General features: G+C 34.1%; 12 protein-coding genes, 1 tRNA gene and 6 pseudogenes. 9 read left to right on the top strand and 10 right to left on the bottom strand.

The features are described 5' to 3' along the window. The 3 pseudogenes from PSR14_RS30025 to PSR14_RS30015 all read right to left on the bottom strand — a co-directional run. Window positions 1-751: pseudogene (locus PSR14_RS30025) on the bottom strand (MBL fold metallo-hydrolase); the annotation flags it as partial. A gap of 62 nt (window positions 752-813) precedes the next feature. Then, window positions 814-2,013: pseudogene (locus PSR14_RS30020) on the bottom strand (FAD-dependent oxidoreductase). Window positions 2,014-2,054: 41 nt separating this feature from the next. Then, window positions 2,055-3,087, bottom strand: a pseudogene (locus PSR14_RS30015) (endonuclease/exonuclease/phosphatase family protein). A 290-nt stretch (window positions 3,088-3,377) separates the two neighbouring features. Here PSR14_RS30015 and PSR14_RS30010 point away from each other — a divergent pair. Next, on the top strand, window positions 3,378-4,940 hold the full coding sequence (locus tag PSR14_RS30010; protein WP_392355890.1) for a triacylglycerol lipase: 1,563 nt from the start codon (window positions 3,378-3,380) through the stop codon (window positions 4,938-4,940). A gap of 164 nt (window positions 4,941-5,104) precedes the next feature. Here PSR14_RS30010 and PSR14_RS30005 read toward each other — a convergent pair. The 3 genes from PSR14_RS30005 to PSR14_RS29995 all read right to left on the bottom strand — a co-directional run bounded on the left by PSR14_RS30005 (window position 5,105) and on the right by PSR14_RS29995 (window position 7,248). Further along, window positions 5,105-5,178: transfer RNA gene (locus tag PSR14_RS30005), tRNA-Ile, on the bottom strand. 286 nt (window positions 5,179-5,464) lie between these two features. Further along, the gene (locus tag PSR14_RS30000; protein ID WP_098213984.1) at window positions 5,465-5,908 is read right to left on the bottom strand and encodes a hypothetical protein; all 444 of its coding nucleotides are present in this window, start codon (window positions 5,906-5,908) and stop codon (window positions 5,465-5,467) included. 1,022 nt (window positions 5,909-6,930) lie between these two features. After that, window positions 6,931-7,248, bottom strand: a complete 318-nt coding sequence (locus PSR14_RS29995; RefSeq protein WP_098213983.1) for a hypothetical protein — start codon at window positions 7,246-7,248, stop codon at window positions 6,931-6,933. A gap of 261 nt (window positions 7,249-7,509) precedes the next feature. Between PSR14_RS29995 and PSR14_RS29990 the strand changes: the two genes are divergently transcribed. The 4 genes and pseudogenes from PSR14_RS29990 (at window position 7,510) to PSR14_RS29975 (ending at window position 9,530) form a co-directional block, all read left to right on the top strand. Then, window positions 7,510-8,174, top strand: a protein-coding gene (locus tag PSR14_RS29990) for an IS6 family transposase (RefSeq protein WP_261772532.1) whose coding sequence is annotated in 2 segments (ribosomal slippage) — window positions 7,510-7,951 and window positions 7,951-8,174 — 666 coding nt in all. Because the reading frame shifts where the segments join, the coding sequence is not laid out codon by codon here. Between the two features lie 637 nt (window positions 8,175-8,811). Then, a pseudogene (locus PSR14_RS29985) lies at window positions 8,812-8,956 on the top strand (DUF2187 family protein). A 14-nt stretch (window positions 8,957-8,970) separates the two neighbouring features. Continuing rightward, window positions 8,971-9,240 (top strand): hypothetical protein, encoded by a 270-nt coding sequence (locus PSR14_RS29980; protein ID WP_098213982.1) that lies wholly within the window; start codon window positions 8,971-8,973, stop codon window positions 9,238-9,240. A 17-nt stretch (window positions 9,241-9,257) separates the two neighbouring features. Beyond that, a complete protein-coding gene (locus PSR14_RS29975; RefSeq protein ID WP_098213981.1) occupies window positions 9,258-9,530 on the top strand; it encodes a hypothetical protein in 273 nt (90 codons plus the stop codon). A 6-nt stretch (window positions 9,531-9,536) separates the two neighbouring features. On the opposite strand, the gene PSR14_RS29970 is transcribed toward PSR14_RS29975, so the two are convergent. Then, a complete protein-coding gene (locus PSR14_RS29970) occupies window positions 9,537-10,079 on the bottom strand; it encodes a hypothetical protein (RefSeq protein ID WP_098487812.1) in 543 nt (180 codons plus the stop codon). 1,894 nt (window positions 10,080-11,973) lie between these two features. On the opposite strand from PSR14_RS29970, the pseudogene PSR14_RS29965 reads away from it, so the two are divergent. Further along, a pseudogene (locus tag PSR14_RS29965) lies at window positions 11,974-12,431 on the top strand (M23 family metallopeptidase); the annotation flags it as partial. Window positions 12,432-12,547: 116 nt separating this feature from the next. On the opposite strand, the pseudogene PSR14_RS29960 reads toward PSR14_RS29965, so the two are convergent. Then, a pseudogene (locus PSR14_RS29960) lies at window positions 12,548-12,842 on the bottom strand (hypothetical protein). Window positions 12,843-13,665: 823 nt separating this feature from the next. On the opposite strand from PSR14_RS29960, the gene PSR14_RS29955 reads away from it, so the two are divergent. Further along, window positions 13,666-13,857 carry a YqbF domain-containing protein gene (locus tag PSR14_RS29955; RefSeq protein ID WP_098213977.1) on the top strand — a complete coding sequence of 64 codons (192 nt, stop codon included), beginning with the start codon at window positions 13,666-13,668 and terminating at the stop codon, window positions 13,855-13,857. Window positions 13,858-14,121: 264 nt separating this feature from the next. Here PSR14_RS29955 and PSR14_RS29950 read toward each other — a convergent pair whose 3' ends face one another. Beyond that, window positions 14,122-14,310, bottom strand: a complete 189-nt coding sequence (locus tag PSR14_RS29950) for a hypothetical protein (protein ID WP_218927215.1) — start codon at window positions 14,308-14,310, stop codon at window positions 14,122-14,124. Window positions 14,311-14,360: 50 nt separating this feature from the next. Continuing rightward, window positions 14,361-15,020 (bottom strand): recombinase family protein, encoded by a 660-nt coding sequence (locus PSR14_RS29945; protein ID WP_098213975.1) that lies wholly within the window; start codon window positions 15,018-15,020, stop codon window positions 14,361-14,363. A gap of 323 nt (window positions 15,021-15,343) precedes the next feature. Here PSR14_RS29945 and PSR14_RS29940 point away from each other — a divergent pair, with 323 nt between their 5' ends. Both PSR14_RS29940 and PSR14_RS29935 read left to right on the top strand, forming a co-directional pair. After that, window positions 15,344-15,478 (top strand): hypothetical protein, encoded by a 135-nt coding sequence (locus PSR14_RS29940; RefSeq protein ID WP_255292285.1) that lies wholly within the window; start codon window positions 15,344-15,346, stop codon window positions 15,476-15,478. A 267-nt stretch (window positions 15,479-15,745) separates the two neighbouring features. Next, window positions 15,746-16,813, top strand: coding sequence for a DUF418 domain-containing protein (locus PSR14_RS29935; RefSeq protein WP_098213974.1), 1,068 nt, complete (start codon window positions 15,746-15,748; stop codon window positions 16,811-16,813). Window positions 16,814-17,073 lie beyond the last annotated feature (260 nt).

Raw genomic sequence — 17,073 nt, 5'->3', positions numbered from 1 at the left:
AGAAAAATAAGGTGGTGGTTCCGGCTGTCCACTTAATACATGCATCACAAAATAATTTTGTTCCTCTGTTTGAAAGGCCCAATTAAAAAGTTTCTCATAGCCCATTGTAGAAGAGGGAATGGCGCCTAATGATTTTCCGCATGCTCTATCAGCACGATGGGAGGGCCAAATTTGTAGGTATACCGGCATCGTTTTGATTTTTTGGATCGAATGAAATAAGCTTTGGCACTACTCTTCGCATGATGTGGAATACCAACAGCCGTTTCTAATAAATCTGGTCTACCTACATCACCAACAAATAGAAAATCTCCTGTAAAAATCCCTATCGGTTTGTCATTGGTTTCATTATGCTGTTTTGTATCTATGACTAGAAATGAAATACTTTCAGGCGTATGTCCTGGCGTGTGAATAACTTGAAATTGAATCGTACCAATATGAAATGCACTACCACCTCTGACAAGATGGTATGGCACTTGATCGAGATACTGATATTTCCACGTGATTCCCCCTTCAGCTGATGCATAAAACGTTGAGTTACAAGATAACGCGAGCTCTTTCGCACCAGATACAAAATCAGCATGAAAATGTGTTTCCGTTACCGCAATGATGCTTAATCCGCGCTTTCTAGCAAATTCCATATATTGTTCAATGTGGCGTCCTGGATGATAACAATGGCCACTCCGTGATTCTGACACCCCACAATATAAGACGCATGAGCCAATTTGTCATGATAAAAGCATTCGAATAACATACATCCGCCCCTTATATTTCAAAATTTTTTAACAATTATTCCTTTTGACTATGCTTTATTTCTTATACAATGCCTTTCAGCATATATCTCCAATACAGAAAAGGAAGTGCATATCTCTTTAATAAAAACATACTATATCTTTCTTTTGATTGATCAAACGGAAATGTTTCTTGTTCTTCCTGATGATAATCAAATTCTGCTAAAATCAAACTTTTATACCCCGTGACAATGGGACAAGGTGTATAGCCATTATATGTCGCCTACACCTCCTGATCCTGTAAAAATGCCAATAGATTTGCTCTTACAACAGGAATTTGCATTCGAATAGCCGCTCCGGTTTTAGAAGTTGGTAAATTGGTGCAATCTCCGATTCCAAATATGTTGGGGTACTGTACATGCTGCAGTGTATAAGGGTTTACATCTACCCATCCCTCTTCGTCTCCTAGTAAACTATTCTTGATCATATCAGGTGGTCCCATAGGCGGGACAACATGTAAGAGATGATACGGTATGCTTTCTCTGTTACCTGTTTGTAGATCTTCAAAAATCGATTCTTTTTTTTCAGTGTTAATTTCTACTAAATTCTGATGAAAGTTCGTTATAATTTGTTTCCTCTGAATCACCTTTTCTAAAGAGGACGCATAGCGAGGTACATGAAAAATATGTGGATTTGCTGTTTGAAACATAATCTTACTTTTTTCCCGGACATCTTGTTGACAAAAATATTCTTCAGCTAAATACATAATTTTTTGGGGTGCACCGCCACACTTGATAGAGATATTCGGATGCGTAAAGATGGCGTTTCCTCCTTTAAATTGTTGGATTTCTCTCCAAGTTGCATCCGTATAGTCATACGAATAATTACTACAACCCCCATTTTTCCCAATCGATTTTTTCAATCTTTTAATGTGATTCCAATGTATTCGAATACCCGCAGCTACAATTAACATTTCATAGGCAATAACAGTTCCATCCTCTAGCAGCAACCTGTTTTCTACAGGGATTATTTCCGCAACGTTCCTTTGTATCCAATGTACGCCTTCTGGAATGAGGTCGGATTGCTTTTTCATCGTTGCTTCTTTTTTGACAATCCCAGCTCCCGCAAAGGCCCATAGTGGCTGGAAATAATGTGTTTGAGCAGGGTCTATGATGGCAACCTGTTCTTTTAATACAGGGGCATGACGGAGTAAATGAGTAGCCAAGGAAATCCCAGCTGTACCAGCTCCGATAACAACAATTGTATATGTCTGTGTCATATTTATTCACGTCTCCCAAAAGTTTATTCGAACGTATGTCTTCCGCTCTACTGTAATTGAAAAACAGCACTCACAGGATTATGATCACTATGTGTAAACTGTAAATTGTGTCCCCTGACTTGAAGGATTTCCACATTAGTTGAGACTAAAAATCCATCAATAATGGTCACAAAACTTTTTCCTTTTATGTATGCCGTACGATTATCGCGTACTGTATACACAGAAGAATCTACAGCTCATTGAAATCCTCCTTCTGTGAAATCTTGGAACAAACGCACTAACCATTTGGGCCAGGCGGCTAGAAATGCGGGGTCTTGTAACTGAATATCTGACAGTAGCTGATTCCAGTCGCCACCTAGAATCACATCCCCCCTTCTGATACTGTGTATTCATATACTGTTTTACGTATTGCAGTTGTTGTTTGCGGATATTCCCACCTGCATCATATGCCAATACATGTAGATTTACGATTCGTAAGTTCTTCCCATTTTCAACCGGGATAATATGTTCTACCATCGCACGATCTAAATCAAAGAGTTGCTTTGGCCAAGGATCTCTCCCAGGTAATTGAAACCGAGTTGCTTGTTGTATGAAGTAGGTCGAAAACGTAGCGAGTCCTGATTCCACATATCCTATGGGACGCAAAAAGGGAACCAGAACCCATGGATTCCTATAATTATAACCAAATGTAGAAGCGTGAGAGGATAACTCCTGTTGAAAAAATTGATATTCATTTTGATCAAAAGAACGGAATGCTTTCATATCGACTTCTTGTAACAAGACAAAACCTGCATGATCGTCCTTTAAAAAGGACGACATGTGTTGTAAATTCTGTTTGGTTTGTTCTTTACTACGAGAACTTGAACCTGTTCCTCCGTCCATGAAGAAATCTTGTTTTGCATCTAATCCTGCGTAACCAATGTTAAAGATAGTAATTTGGAATGGCGTATAGGATGGTAATCTGTTTTCTTGCAAGTTTTCTATAATAAGATTTACAGATTCGGATGGCTTTTTATGCTTCCATGTGATAAAAGCTAAAAAAATGATAGCCAGTCCGGGCAAAACTAAATGAGAAGGCAACCAATATTCGGATTCCCCTTTTCATCTTCTCTCCCCTCCTTTTTCTATGATCCTAGACAATTCTGCCAGGTCCCCCATTATGTATCGGATATAAGGGAAGTATTTTGAGAAATATCGCGAAACGGCTAGAATAAAAGGTTTTTCTCTTTTGAAGACCGAATATCATCAAGAATTATATGTACAAGAGGAGATGAGAAGATGTAATCTTCATTTGAAAGTATATATAAAGATAAAAAACATGAGGGGGTATTCATTTGAAACATTGTAAAAGACTACTACAATCCTTTCTTTTGCTGTTCTTATTTTTCATTTTTTATAACGCACCTTCTGTATCTGCAGAAACATATCCAAATTACGGAAAGGTATTTCCACCAAAAGAAACATTCCGTCCAGGGGATTGGTTTGTGGGGGCAACACCTGCACAGGTAGATCCTACTAAATCACCGATTGTATTTGTGCAAGGAAAAAACGGAAAGGCAAATGATTGGTATGGAGATACTTACTATCATGGAAAAAATACGATGTATGACCTTGCTTACGATGCTGGCTATCAAACTGCTTTTGTACAACTGTATGATGCAGCTGGGACAGGTTCCGTAAGTCCTTGGACAAATGGGAAACTATTAGCTGAAAAATTAGAAACCATTTCGCAACATTTTGGAAAAAAAGTCAACATCATCGCGCATAGCAAAGGGGGCATTGATACACAAGCGGCTCTTGTACAATATGGGGCGCATCGTTTTGTTGATAAGGTCATCACACTTGGATCCCCTCATTATGGGACACATCTAGCAGATTTATCCTATAGTTGGTGGGCGGGATGGCTTGCCTCTTTACTAGGGCAACAAGATGACGGAACGTATGCGTTACAAACTGGGGAAATGGCACGATTTCGCTCGATTATTGATACGAATCCTGCCACAAAATCCAATCAATATTACACGATAGCAGGAACCAGTTGGGGGCCTACTTTTTCTGCTTTATCTATGGGAGGATTGTATTTGTCACCATATGGAAATAACGATGGCCTTGTCAGTGAATGGAGTACCACTTTGCCGTACGGTGCCCACCTTTTTTCTGATGTTACATTAGATCATGATTCAATTCGAACGGGAAGTGCCGTCTTTTCTCGCATAGAACCTTACTTACGAACGAAAAAAATGGGGCCAGCATGGTCACCGTCTGCCGCGCCTTCTAAGAATGAGCCCTATATAGAGTTAGGACCGACAGAAAACCAAACGGTTTTAGGCGGAGAACTGATCCCACATCAAGAAAATCGCGCTGTGTTTTCTGTGGATACATCGACATCAGGAACTGTATCGGTTTTGACTGCGAGTAAACAAGTAGAGATACAACTTATTTCGCCATCAGGGAAGGTTTATACCAAACAGGATGCGGTAGTAACAATGGGTGATGATACCTTTTTTAAAGGGGCCTTTATTCATACATTTCAAATAAAAAGTATGGAAGTGGGAGACTGGAAGATACGTATGAATACGGAAGGGAAAGATGCTTATTTAGCGATGGTACAATATCAACAAGAAGCACCTTTCCATTTGAAAATACCGGATAAGCTGAAAGCAAATCAAGCAAAATTACAAATCCAATCTGCTGATAAAAACCCAGTTGAAGTGGAGGATGTCTCTATGACGGTTCGAATTGTGGATCAGACAGGTACACTGATTTCACAATCTGATGGCGTTCAGCAAGTAGATGCACATACGCTATCTACCACGTTACAGCATATAGAGCAATCAGGTGTATACAATTTTACCATTGATGTGAAAGGGAAAAATAAAGCGGGGCATCCATACACACGTACGATTATACGTTCTATATATATTGAGAAGTAATATATATTAAAATTCTATAAACAGAAAAAGGTGCCCCTAGGAGCACCTTTTTCTGTTTGTTACATGTATTCATTTTCAATCTTATCATGATCCATGTAACTGTTTCTGGACTAGGATGGTCCATACCCATGCATGTTCTAATACGAAAGGTATACAAATAGTGATGGACCTTGTAGGATTTGAACCTACGACCGGACGGTTATGAGCCGTCTGCTCTTACCAACGGAGCTAAAGGTCCCTAGAAAAGCATATGGATAAGAAGTATATATGTATTACATAACCTTTTTCTTAGCCCGCATCATTTTTTTGAAAAAGAAAAACACTCTCGTGAGTGCTCCTCTTTGACTTGATAACCACTTTAATTTTAATAACATCTCTTAATCTACTGAAAAAAACTATATAACCCCATCCATACGTATTTTATCATATGTACCAAAGATTCTTGTTGAGAAAATAATCGCGCTTACTATGACTTCGTACATAAACAGCTGATATATGTGATGGGAGAAGGAGCTTACTGTGAATTATTCAGGTAACATTTCAAAAGTAACGAACTCTTCAAGATGTTGTAACGTATCATGAAATTCATTTTTATCAAAAGATGCACAGCGCCCCCTCACTTGTATCACTTTCCCCTTTTCATATTGAGGTTCAAGATATGTGATCACAAATATATCTACATTACGATCTGGAAAACAGTAAAAAATCACTTTTTTTCCTGACCAAGCTAATGGATAAATGGTTTTTAATTTTGCCCTTGTTGCTTCATCTCCAAGATGCGGTGCAGTATCTATGGTTTGCCCTACAAAATCAGTTCTTTGTTGATGAACAGTTTGGAGTAATGCCTGATTCACATCAGTAAAAACATAGTCCTCTTCGTTTTTTTGGAACATAAAATACATACGTGAATGATTTTTCTCATAGTCTTGTAGCAACTCTTCTAATAATGAACATAAAACCATTTTCATCTCTTTTTAATCCCTTCTATGAGAATGATAGAATATAGGTTTATTTTAATTCAAATGTTGAGAAAAAACAAATTAAAAATTCTGAATTTAAAAGTTGTTTTTATTCCTCTCGAATATCTACTGGTCTGTAATTACATTGCTCCTAAAAAGTTAATCTCTTCGGAATATGCAAGATCTTACACATTCATTTTAAGCGTCATGCGTCCTATATGTAATAAAAAGTTGTTACATATAGATTACAAGACATCTTTATTCCTCAATCATTTAGCTATAAGGACAATATGTTTTTTCTAATATAATAAACTTGGTTCATTTCATACAAATTATAAATAAAGGAGGTTTTTTATAAAAACATCTAAACAAATTCGGTGTTATTCTCAAGCAAATTACATGTATCTAAACTAGCGATTAAACGGCAATCAAGATAGTAATAAAAAGAAGGTAATAGAAATGGATGTATTCTATTGTAACTATTTTTGAAAGCCAATTAGCCTCCATTTATGAAAAACTTCATCAAAAAGCAGAGAACCACTATCATCTATTTGATACATTTGATGAAGTAAGATTAGATATTATTATCCCCTTTTTATGTTTTTTTATTTGATGAAGAGAAGTAGACAGCAACGCTAAGATATGAGATTCATGTAAAGAAGAAAAATGGGAATCGTGGTGTCATAGAAATCATAGCGATTTTTGAATTGAAAGATGAAAAAATTATACGTTGTAATGAGCTAACTCGGCCCTTACAACACGATGATGAATTTACTACTATCGGAAAAATTAATATAAAAAAATTACACCTAAGTTTGTATGAATCATATGTTACGAAGCAAAAACCTAAGCTCTGGTTTTTGCTAGAATACGGCTTATGTTCATCGTATTGAAACAAATTTACTTCCTTCTATACATACTAGCATGTATCTCAATAAGAACTGGAAGGTGAGCAAAAATACCGCATGCTAACATTGCAAGCTTATTATGTTTTTAAATACTATCCATATTCTTATAACATCGTTAGTACATCATTCATATAGTCCACGCTTTTTCAAATGCTCACGTAAACTACTGGCGCGACATTTTAACCGTTTTGCAATTTCCACATATCCCATTCCTGTATTCCGTAATTGAACCGTGTCCTCACACAATTGATCCCATTTCCATTCTGCATTCTTTACTTTCACATTTTCCTCCCCAGACAAATGCTTTCCTAACTGGTATACTTCCTTTCCCCATTCACAATTTTCGATGCAATGTTGATAGGAGCCGAATAAATATTCGCACCCACGGCAATGCTGTTCTTGTATATTTATAATTTGAATTCTCGTTTCTTTTGCATTCATCTTCCATTCTCCCCTATGTTTCTTTTTCCTTAGGATAACAAAAGAAACATATTTTGTTTATAAAACTTATTTCGGCATCTACAATAGCTTGTTTTATAATTTTCGATACAAATAAACTCATAGGGCATCTTATTTTTTTCAACATGTATCCAAATTTTAATTGAGAAAATTCGGAGTGCGTTTACAAGAGGAGAGGCAATCGGGTTCTGTTGCAAAGTTTTCTAAACGAAATTAAAATGTAAGAAAAATGATTCGAGGAGCATGAGATATTTTAAAGGAAAACAATTCAAGAAAGACATTATTTTAGTAGCCGTTGGCTACTATTGTCGTTTTTCCTTAAGCTATCGTGTTGTGTCTGAAATCTTGAAAGAACGTGGTGTTTCCGCTCATCCAACAACTATTATGCGTTGGGTGCATGAATATGGAAATCTCATCTATCAAATGTGGAAGAAGAAAAACAAATCAGCACACCCTGCTTGGCATTTGGATGAAACGTATATCAAAGTCAAAGGAAAATGGTGTTATTTATATCGCGCCATTGATAGTGACGGAGATACACTAGACTTTCAACTTCGAAAAACACGAAATCATCAAGCGGCTTATTCCTTCATGAAAAGATTGGTCAAACAGTTTGGAGAACAAACGGTTCTCACCACAGACAAGGCACCGGCTTTGCTTTGTGCATTAAAAAAATTACAAAAGCTGATTTTTATACACATACAAGACACTGTACCGTTAAACATCTCAATAATCTCATAGAACAGGATCATAGACACGTAAAACGCCGTTTTGTAAAATCTTCGAGATTTCAAAGTATTCGTCATGCTTCACGTACATTGAAAGGAATCGAAACGATTCATGCTATATACAAACGAAAGAGGAGTCACATTCCCAAATTCTCCTTTTGGACGTACAAAAAATTATAGAAACTATTCAAAATTTCTTAAACGATAACCGTATTTTATAGTACGAGATTCGTTTTTTCAAACTTTGCAACAGAACCTTTTGTCCAAGCTCCCCACCTACTCTTAGTTTATTATTAAAGAAAAAATGGTTATCTACCAGTATTTTTGTTAAAAGACTGAAGAATTGACAAAGTTTTTTGTATTATATACCAATTCTAGCATTTGTACAAATTTAATATTTTTGAGATTTCTCAACTTACAATACCGATAATAGTTAAAAAAATTTTGATACGATATAGTTACTTCTTTTTTCTTTGGAACGTGACTATGTGCATAGTACATTCTACTTTGTTTATTGTTTTCTACTATAGTGCACTCCTCGTTTGTTAGAAATCAATGTTATTCTATCTTTTTTAAAGAGAAAAGGCTTATTTTTTAAAATTTTTATGATAAAAAAGGTACTTATTTTACAATTTCCGAGTATCTGCCCTTATTTTTTTGAAATATATCCAGATTGAAATTGAGAAAGTTCGAATTATGTTTACAAGAAGGAACGTTCGATTTACTATACAGATGTATGAATTTGAAAATTCTGATTTATAAGGAGGCTGATTATGCAAGCAAATATAGGGATACAATCGTATTTGAAAGATATGGCATGGAGATTACAGGTAGAGTAATAAAAAAAGTATGAACGATCCACATTAATTGAAATGGAAATGGTTATGGGCGGCGATTTTCCATACGATAGAACTGTTGTGAATCATAAAAAATATCAACTTTTTCTAGATGAGAATAAATAACTAGGAGGATTTTTATGCATAAAAATAAGCAAGTTTCGTTTGAAAAAATCCTAAAAAAGATATCATCTTGTATGAAAACGGCCCATCAAGAGTTAGATCAGATAGAAAAAACGGGAATGTCGTATGAAAGGCTATATGAAACATTACAGGAGATCGAAACATTCATTTGTTTATTGGCGTTATACATAGAAATGGAACCAAATCTAGTAAAGGACTCGGTATCTGGTACGGCAGAAAATGTAAAACCCGAAACAATCATAGAACCTATTGAATATATCAAATAAGGAGTGACTGATTTCATATGGCTGTATATCTTATATCTTATAAACTAAATACACCTATTCAACATACTACCCTCTTTAATAAAACCATACAATCTTATGAAGGGTGGATGTTTCATCAAGAATCCCTGGTATTACTATGTACAAAAGCTACCTCCCATCAAATTTATAACCAGTTAAAACCTTGTATTGCGGAAGAAGATACTTTATTAATTGTAAAAGTTAGAAATGATATGCAGGGGTGGTTACCACCTGAGTCATGGAATTGGATTCAGCAAGCTTTTAAATATTAACAATCTTTATGTATGAGCGGATAGAAATGTCCAATAATTGTCGATAGTGGTATGTGAATGTTTTATTGTTTGCGCTTGAATCCATTTTCTTTTATGTCTTGTGAGTATCCCCCAATAACTTGACGAATGTACCGCCGTTATTGTTGTACCTATATTTTCAGATAAAGCTTGCGTATGCCAACAAGTTGCGTTTTCTCGTGTATCAAGATAGAGATACAAGCGCCCAAGGGTATTTTGGGTTATATAGTCATACCCCTGCTTTGAAGATTGGCCCATCTTTATTCTAAAACCATAATATAGACTATCCAAACCGATAGGGACCTTTTCTAACATAACCATATTTTCTATCTCTTCATCATTTGTTAGCCGGATAAGATCTATTTGTATTAAATCGGATCCTTCTTTATTCTCAATGGTAATCGATTGATCTAATAAAAAATGACAGAGATAATAAGGCGTATTTTCAAGAAGGATATGTCCACCAATAATTTTGTTTTTCATACGTAAGAACGTATAATATTCTGGTGATACGTTAGTTATATGTATCATAAAATGAATCTCCACCTACTCCATACTTAATAAGAATAGCGAAATCGCTGAAATGAAAGAGAATCCAATGTATATTGCATTATGTTTCTATAGAGAAAAATCAAATTCATTTAAACAGCCCTAAATACTTATTAAGCAGATTTGGTTTTTTGTGTTTCTTTTAACACAAAAACTCTTAGAGCCTAATTTGGACACCTTAAATGGTCTAATAACGAAAATGATAGGCCATTACAACCAATCGTTTTCGTTATTTTTAGTTGTAACGACCCAAAGAGGGATGTCCAGCAAAATAGCATTCCGGGGGGATATGTAAAAAAATCTGATTGCCTTTAGTAACGCAACCATAATATAACAAAAATGAACATGTATGTTAAATTTTTGTTATATTATCTGGTTATAAGTTCAAGAATTTATTTTCCCTAGTCTATATTTTGCTTTTGGTTGCCACACGCATCAAATTTTAGCATATCTGTTTTCTCAGGACTATAAGATTCCTATTTTTATATCAATATACAATCATTATCTTATAATGATGTCTATTAGAAGCGTACTTAGTAAAAGAATGACATACATGAGGATTCCAATTAAAATAAGCGATGGAAAATACGTATCTTCCATTGGGTTTATAAACGAAAAAGTTCCTAATAGGGCAAACAAACTAATAGATAAGACAAATATAGGATGCGTGCGTAATGTATTCCTTACTAGGTAGGCGATAAATGAAAAAACGACGATACACATGAAAAGAAACGATAAAATATTAGGATTATACTTCATAATTTCACCTCGAAACATAGTATGAAAGAATATAAAGACATGTGAAAAAAGGTAGTATGAAAACACCATAAGCAGAAAGCTTATGGTGGCAGGAGAAAATTGTATGGAAGTACTGTAAAATTTGGTACGTTTTTATTGTACAAGAAATTTATTTTAAAGGTATTGAGAAATATCAAAAATCAAATATTTAATTGTAAATCACAATTTATCGGGTGTAAAGATCTAGCAAAGTTTTGTACGTATTCATGTATTGAAATGGTATAAACGACCAAAAATGATTAAGAAAAGTATTTTCTTATTTTGTGAAAAGTGTTGCTAGAAAATAGATGGGTTGAAAAATCATTTATGTGACAAGTATAAGAAATATAAACGTATCAAAAAGAAAAAAGCACAAAGAAACTGCAGCATACGTGATATGGAAGAGTTAATGGGACTACACAGACCACGTTATGAACGAAGCGTGAGGCCTTAAGATAAAAATAACACAAAGGGTACATCTAAGAGATGACAAAGAACCACAAGCTCTTAGATGAGATGGGTACATGAAAGGTGCTTTTCTAAATACATATTGACGAATTTCAAAGGTAGACATAGTACAGAGGTTTTTATGAAAGTAGTGTGTATCTACTTATACATGAGTGGTATAAAAAAATTAATTAGTCAGTTATCTTAAGAGCAAAGGGTACACTGTACAATCTTTCGAATGAAAAGAAATGTTTATGTATGTACTCTGCCACTTTGATACAAAGCGCATCTTAGTATGCTCTTGAACAACGATTTATGTTCCAAAAAGAATGTAAGATTACCAAACGAGAATAGCAATATCTACAAAAAAATGATTGGTTTCAAATACGTAAAGAAGAAGTGCAGTCCAGTAAACTGGAAGAAAACATCTACAAGCGAAGATAAATGAAGATATCAGCCAAACGAAAAATCGTCACTTTTACAATCACAAATATACATGAAAACAGATAGAGTAAATACACCCAATCTGTATCAAAGTATGATACCTTATGTACTCTGAAGGTCCATTCCTGTATAAAGAATATAGATAAATTCCATTATTCAGACCATAAATGCCACGATATACGTTTATTATGAACACGAGATGAAAATGATGTTGGTTCATGGAATATACCCCTTTTTTATTTTTCCAGATTTATTTTGCTCAGTTCGAATCAGCCTGCTTATCTTTAGCTTATTTTTGAGTAGTCATATTGTTATTCCTATTGAAAGCCCGCAATGGACTTGGCCTGTAAACGACAGGACAAGTGATACATTTGGAACTAGGCACGGTAAGCATTACCGCATTGATATAGCTGCTTCAATCGGGACGCCAGTTGTGGCTATAAACACTGGAACAGTAAAAAAGTCTTATCATTCCAATAGCTATGGACATGTAGTGTTTATTCAACACGGGGAATATGAAGCTGTATCTGCTCACCTAGATAAGAGATATGTATTTCAAGGAGATTTTGTTAATAGTGGTGAAATAATCGGTTTAGTAGGAAACACGGGAAAATCCAGAGGGGCGCTTGGACATATAGAAAACAAAATGCGATAAATCCTCTACTCTTTTGATAAGTGATGTACTCATACCAATAACACATTTTGGGCGCACGACAAAAATAGTTCTGGTGCAAAAATAGTGGGGGATGAAAAAAGAAAACAATCCCTAGCGGAATTGGACTTTATACTGTTAAATCAAAAAGTTTATTGATAAGATGTATCTGTCTTTGGACATACTTCTCCCCGCGGAGAGTTTGTCTTTTTTTGATCATATGCATAGCTTCTATTCCAGCAATCATTTTTATAACTGTTTGTAAGGATTTCAATTCAGGCATATTTCGAATACACTCATTCAATTTTGGTCCATATTGATGAACCCAACGTATACTAGTTGTATAAGCTAAAGATGACTCTCATTCCTCCATCATTTCTACCAAGTCACGAAAAACTTAAGTTGTACGGCAGGTACCAACATATCGTTTATACAATAAATGTTAAACAAGTTTTCTTTTTTTTTCTACAAAAAATGTAGAATTTATAATGCCCTGCCATGCATAAAACAGCAAAAAATGCACTCTTTATTTACTATCCTAATCTATTTGGAAATGATGGTTGCCTTTTTTCATTTGTACAGGGTCTAGCCGAACATCCTCAGCTGCTATTCATTATTTTACTGGTTGTATCTCATTAGGAACGCGTAATTTTATATTTTTTCATCCGCTCCTACTGATATAGTGTTCCCATCGTTCCATGCCTCGTAGGATTTAATAACGGATTTGTAATCTATTCAGGTGGTCTTCCAGATGTTTCAAATAATTGTCCACATGTGAAATAAATGTATATATTTACCGATGACGGGTAGTTCTTGTATTTCCCCTCCTTATTACTCTCCTATATTTCATCATATACATGCAGAAAAGCTCTTAAGTCAATCCTAAGAGCTTTTCTATCGGGACTGCAATAAATTAGAGAAGCGACCATATATTTACTTAAAAGACATCTAATGGTTTATATGTAGAATAAACGGTATTATTTTTCATAGTATTTCGTAACAAAAAGGGAGCCGTATCCAAGAACCACCTTTTTATTTATCATATAAAAAGAACAGTTAAACAAGATATGTATAATAACATTGTCTTGCGTCCTCTATAGATTTGGTATAAAAAACCAATTTATTGGTTATCCTAATAGAAAGAGGGTAGGCTGTACAATCTATCTTTGCAGTGAAAAGGAAGCGATGAATTTATTTTGTTTCCTTTTTGTTTTATTTATATACTTTTATGAAAAGGAATGTTGATATATGTATTATGCAACTTTGATAAAGGGTGCGTCTTATTATGCCTTTGGTCAACGTTTTCTGTTACACAAAGAATGTAAGATTACAAAACGAGAATATCAATATCTACGAAAAAACGATTGGTTTCAGGTACGTGAAGAAGACACTATCCCCCTATCCTCTGAAGATATAACAAATCAGAAGGAAACTTCCTAAAAAAAGCGAGAAAACAGAGGCAATGACTACTGTCCAATTAGCCTTTGTTAACTGCTTCATTGTATATATTTTTAATTATTTTGGACAGATTCAGCTTATACTTATGTATTGTATTTTCGATTCACTTATTTTCCTTTCAGGACTCTAATTTAGGAGTCCTCTTTTTATCTATCTACTTTCACTTTTTTGTTCATAAAACACTTACTTGAAAATTTGATTTACTTAATGAATTTTAATAAATAGATATTCATCTATAAAAACTCATTATAAATAGCGAATCCACCTATTTTGTGTGAATACTGGCGAATCAAACGTTTGTTTAAAATTATAATATGGATGCTCTTTATCTAACATAAGTCCTAGCAACCCTCTACCTATCAAGTGGATTCCCTTAACACCTATTGTGTCTTCGTCAAATTTTTCAAAGGATGGGGTATGCGCTAAAGCATCCATTACAATCCCTATATAACTAGGAATAAACCTGATTTTCTTATTTCTACATGTCATTTATTTTCAACTGTATGTTTCGTTTCCTCTTGTACTTCATATTCTTTTACTAGTTTATAAAAAGAAGAACGTTTTATATCATATTTTCTCATTGCCCCAACGGCTGTGATTTTTCCTGATTGCCAATCTCGATATGCCTGGATAAATTGATCTGTAATTTGTACAGGCGGTCTTCCTAAATGTTTTCCTTTTTTCTTTGCTAACGCAATCCCTTCCGCTTGTCTTTGTTTAATATCATTTCTTTCTTTTTCCGCAAAAGCAGATAGAATGGTAAGGGTTGCTTTTTGTACCGCTTGCTGAATCACATCGTTTGCGGTCTCTCCATTATAATTCACATTAATAAAAGGTTCTTTAATAAACTGTAAATTAATACGCTGCTGTTCAAAGTAACGAAATTCCTCTAACACATCATTCATACTGCGACCTAATCTTGTTAAGGAATCAAAAACAATGGTATCTCCCGTACGAGCTAATCGTTTTAACATTTGATAATTTTCTCTCTTCATATTTTTTCCAGATTGCTTATCAATAAAAATATCTCGATCCTCTATTCCAAGATATTTCATATTTTCAATCTGACGTTCTTTATTTTGGTCTTTACTGGAAACTCTTACATATCCAAACTTTTTATTCTGCAATATTTTCACCTCAACCATAATTATAACTCATTTGTATCTTAAAAGGTGCTTAGATTTTAAAGATATCTGTAAAAGTATACCTTTACGAATAAAAAAGAACAGACTATTGAAATAATTTGCCATAGATAAAAGATGAAATGAAAGTCATTTAAATTCATAGTATGCTGAATTTTTAGATAATAAAAAGGGGCAACATAAAAAAAGAACGGTTCTATTGGCATAGTCCGTCCTTTGAGAAGAAAATAATGAAAGTTATTCTTCTTTATTATACCTGAAAATATCGAAAATTAAATCTTATTAACATTGAGAAAATATTCATCTTCTGAAATAAGGTGGTTGTTATGAATAAAGGTGATGCCATTTTAAGGTTGTTATCAGAAATCAAGTTGGAACTTAAAGAAGTAAAAGAACAGATGGAGAAAATGCAAACAAAGTTAGATACATTAGAACAACAAAATCAGGTGATAGGTACATGAATAGAAAAGAATTTGAGGATACCTTACAAAATTTTTTTCTTTTTAGCTAGTCGTGGAAGAAAAGCATCCACAACTAATATGGAATCCTTTATACCAATACTTTTTTTCAAGGAGTGGAAAAAACATTTGTGAATTGCAACATTTTTAATGGCCTTTGCGAACCCCATAACTTGTTCTGTTTTTTTTATTTTGTATTGCTATAATTCAAAATGTAGCAACGAATGTTCTACTACAAATACCTAAACATCTGGAAAGGACAACAGAAATTTGCATACTAAAAATAATATTTCTACTCGTATTATATCTCTTGATATTCTTCGTGGCTTTGCTTTGATTGGAATGTTAATTATACACGCCGCTGGTTTGTCAAAAAAACAAGAAATCCCGATGTATTCTATGGATTTTTACTTAGATATTTTTAATAACATGTTTATTCATTTTAAGTTCGTTTCTATTTTTTCATTTTTATTTGGCGTTGGATCTTATTTCTTTTTTTTACGCGCGCAACAACGTGGATTGCATAGTTATCATCTTTTTTCAAGGCGATTAATTACGCTGCTTCCTATAGGGATTATATCTATACTGATTTGCCCTCAGATAACTCCTATTTTAATCATCTATAGTTTATTCGGATTTAGCTTACTTCTTTTCTTTAGACTAGTGTCTAGAATGATTCTACGCATTGCGGGATTAATCATAACATGTAATATACTATTAGTAATGGGAGCTATGGTATTGGGAGGCCTCTCCTCCAAAAGTTTTAATATTTCTGTTCAAATAATTTGTTACGCTGTCACTTATCTATCTGTAATTTTTAGTATGATGCTATTAGGACTATATGTAGGGAAAATTAATTTTTTTCAGCAATTATCACAACAAACGGTCATGATCAAAAAAATTCAGAAGATGTCATGTTGTCTCAGCTTATCCCTAATTTTAGGAGGTCTATGGACTATTTATATAAATCCAGATGTAGAGCATAATATTTCTTTTCAAGGGCTATGTTATATAACGGCTTACCCCTTATCAATATTTTATTTGTCTTCCATCATTCTTTTATATAATAAAAACCATTCTTTGTATATTTATAAACCGCTCAGTTATGTAGGAAGGATTTCATTAACGGCTTATATTGGGCATGCATTGCTTCTTAAACTTCTTCCTTTATTGTTAGGTTGGACATCTGGCTACACACTAGTACAAAGCTTGATACTCTCCTGCATTATATTTACTATGCTAATTATTTTTAGTTTTATTTGGTTGCAGAAATTTAAACAAGGTCCTATCGAGAAAATTTGGCATCTATTAACATTTGGAAACAAAGCAAGGGCATAACATGAGGGGATTTTATAATTTATGTATTTTGATATTCAAAAATAGATATGCAAGATCAAATTCAATAGTTTTACCTAATGAAAATTTAACAAAAAGGGATGTGGAGACGTTTTTATTTTCCACATCCCTTTTTAATTGGAATATATTCGTATATGGCCCCATATCATACCCCAACATGGAAATGGTGGAGGACATCATCGTAAGCCAGGGGGGACATTCAAGGGGTTAGTGTAAAACATATGTATTTTCACCACAAGATA

It is taken from the genome of Bacillus sp. A01H (assembly GCF_045277205.1).
Lineage (GTDB): Bacteria > Bacillota > Bacilli > Bacillales > Bacillaceae_G > Bacillus_A > Bacillus_A paranthracis.
Note: the sequence above shows the minus strand (reverse complement) of the source record. Positions and strands in the feature narration are given on the sequence as shown.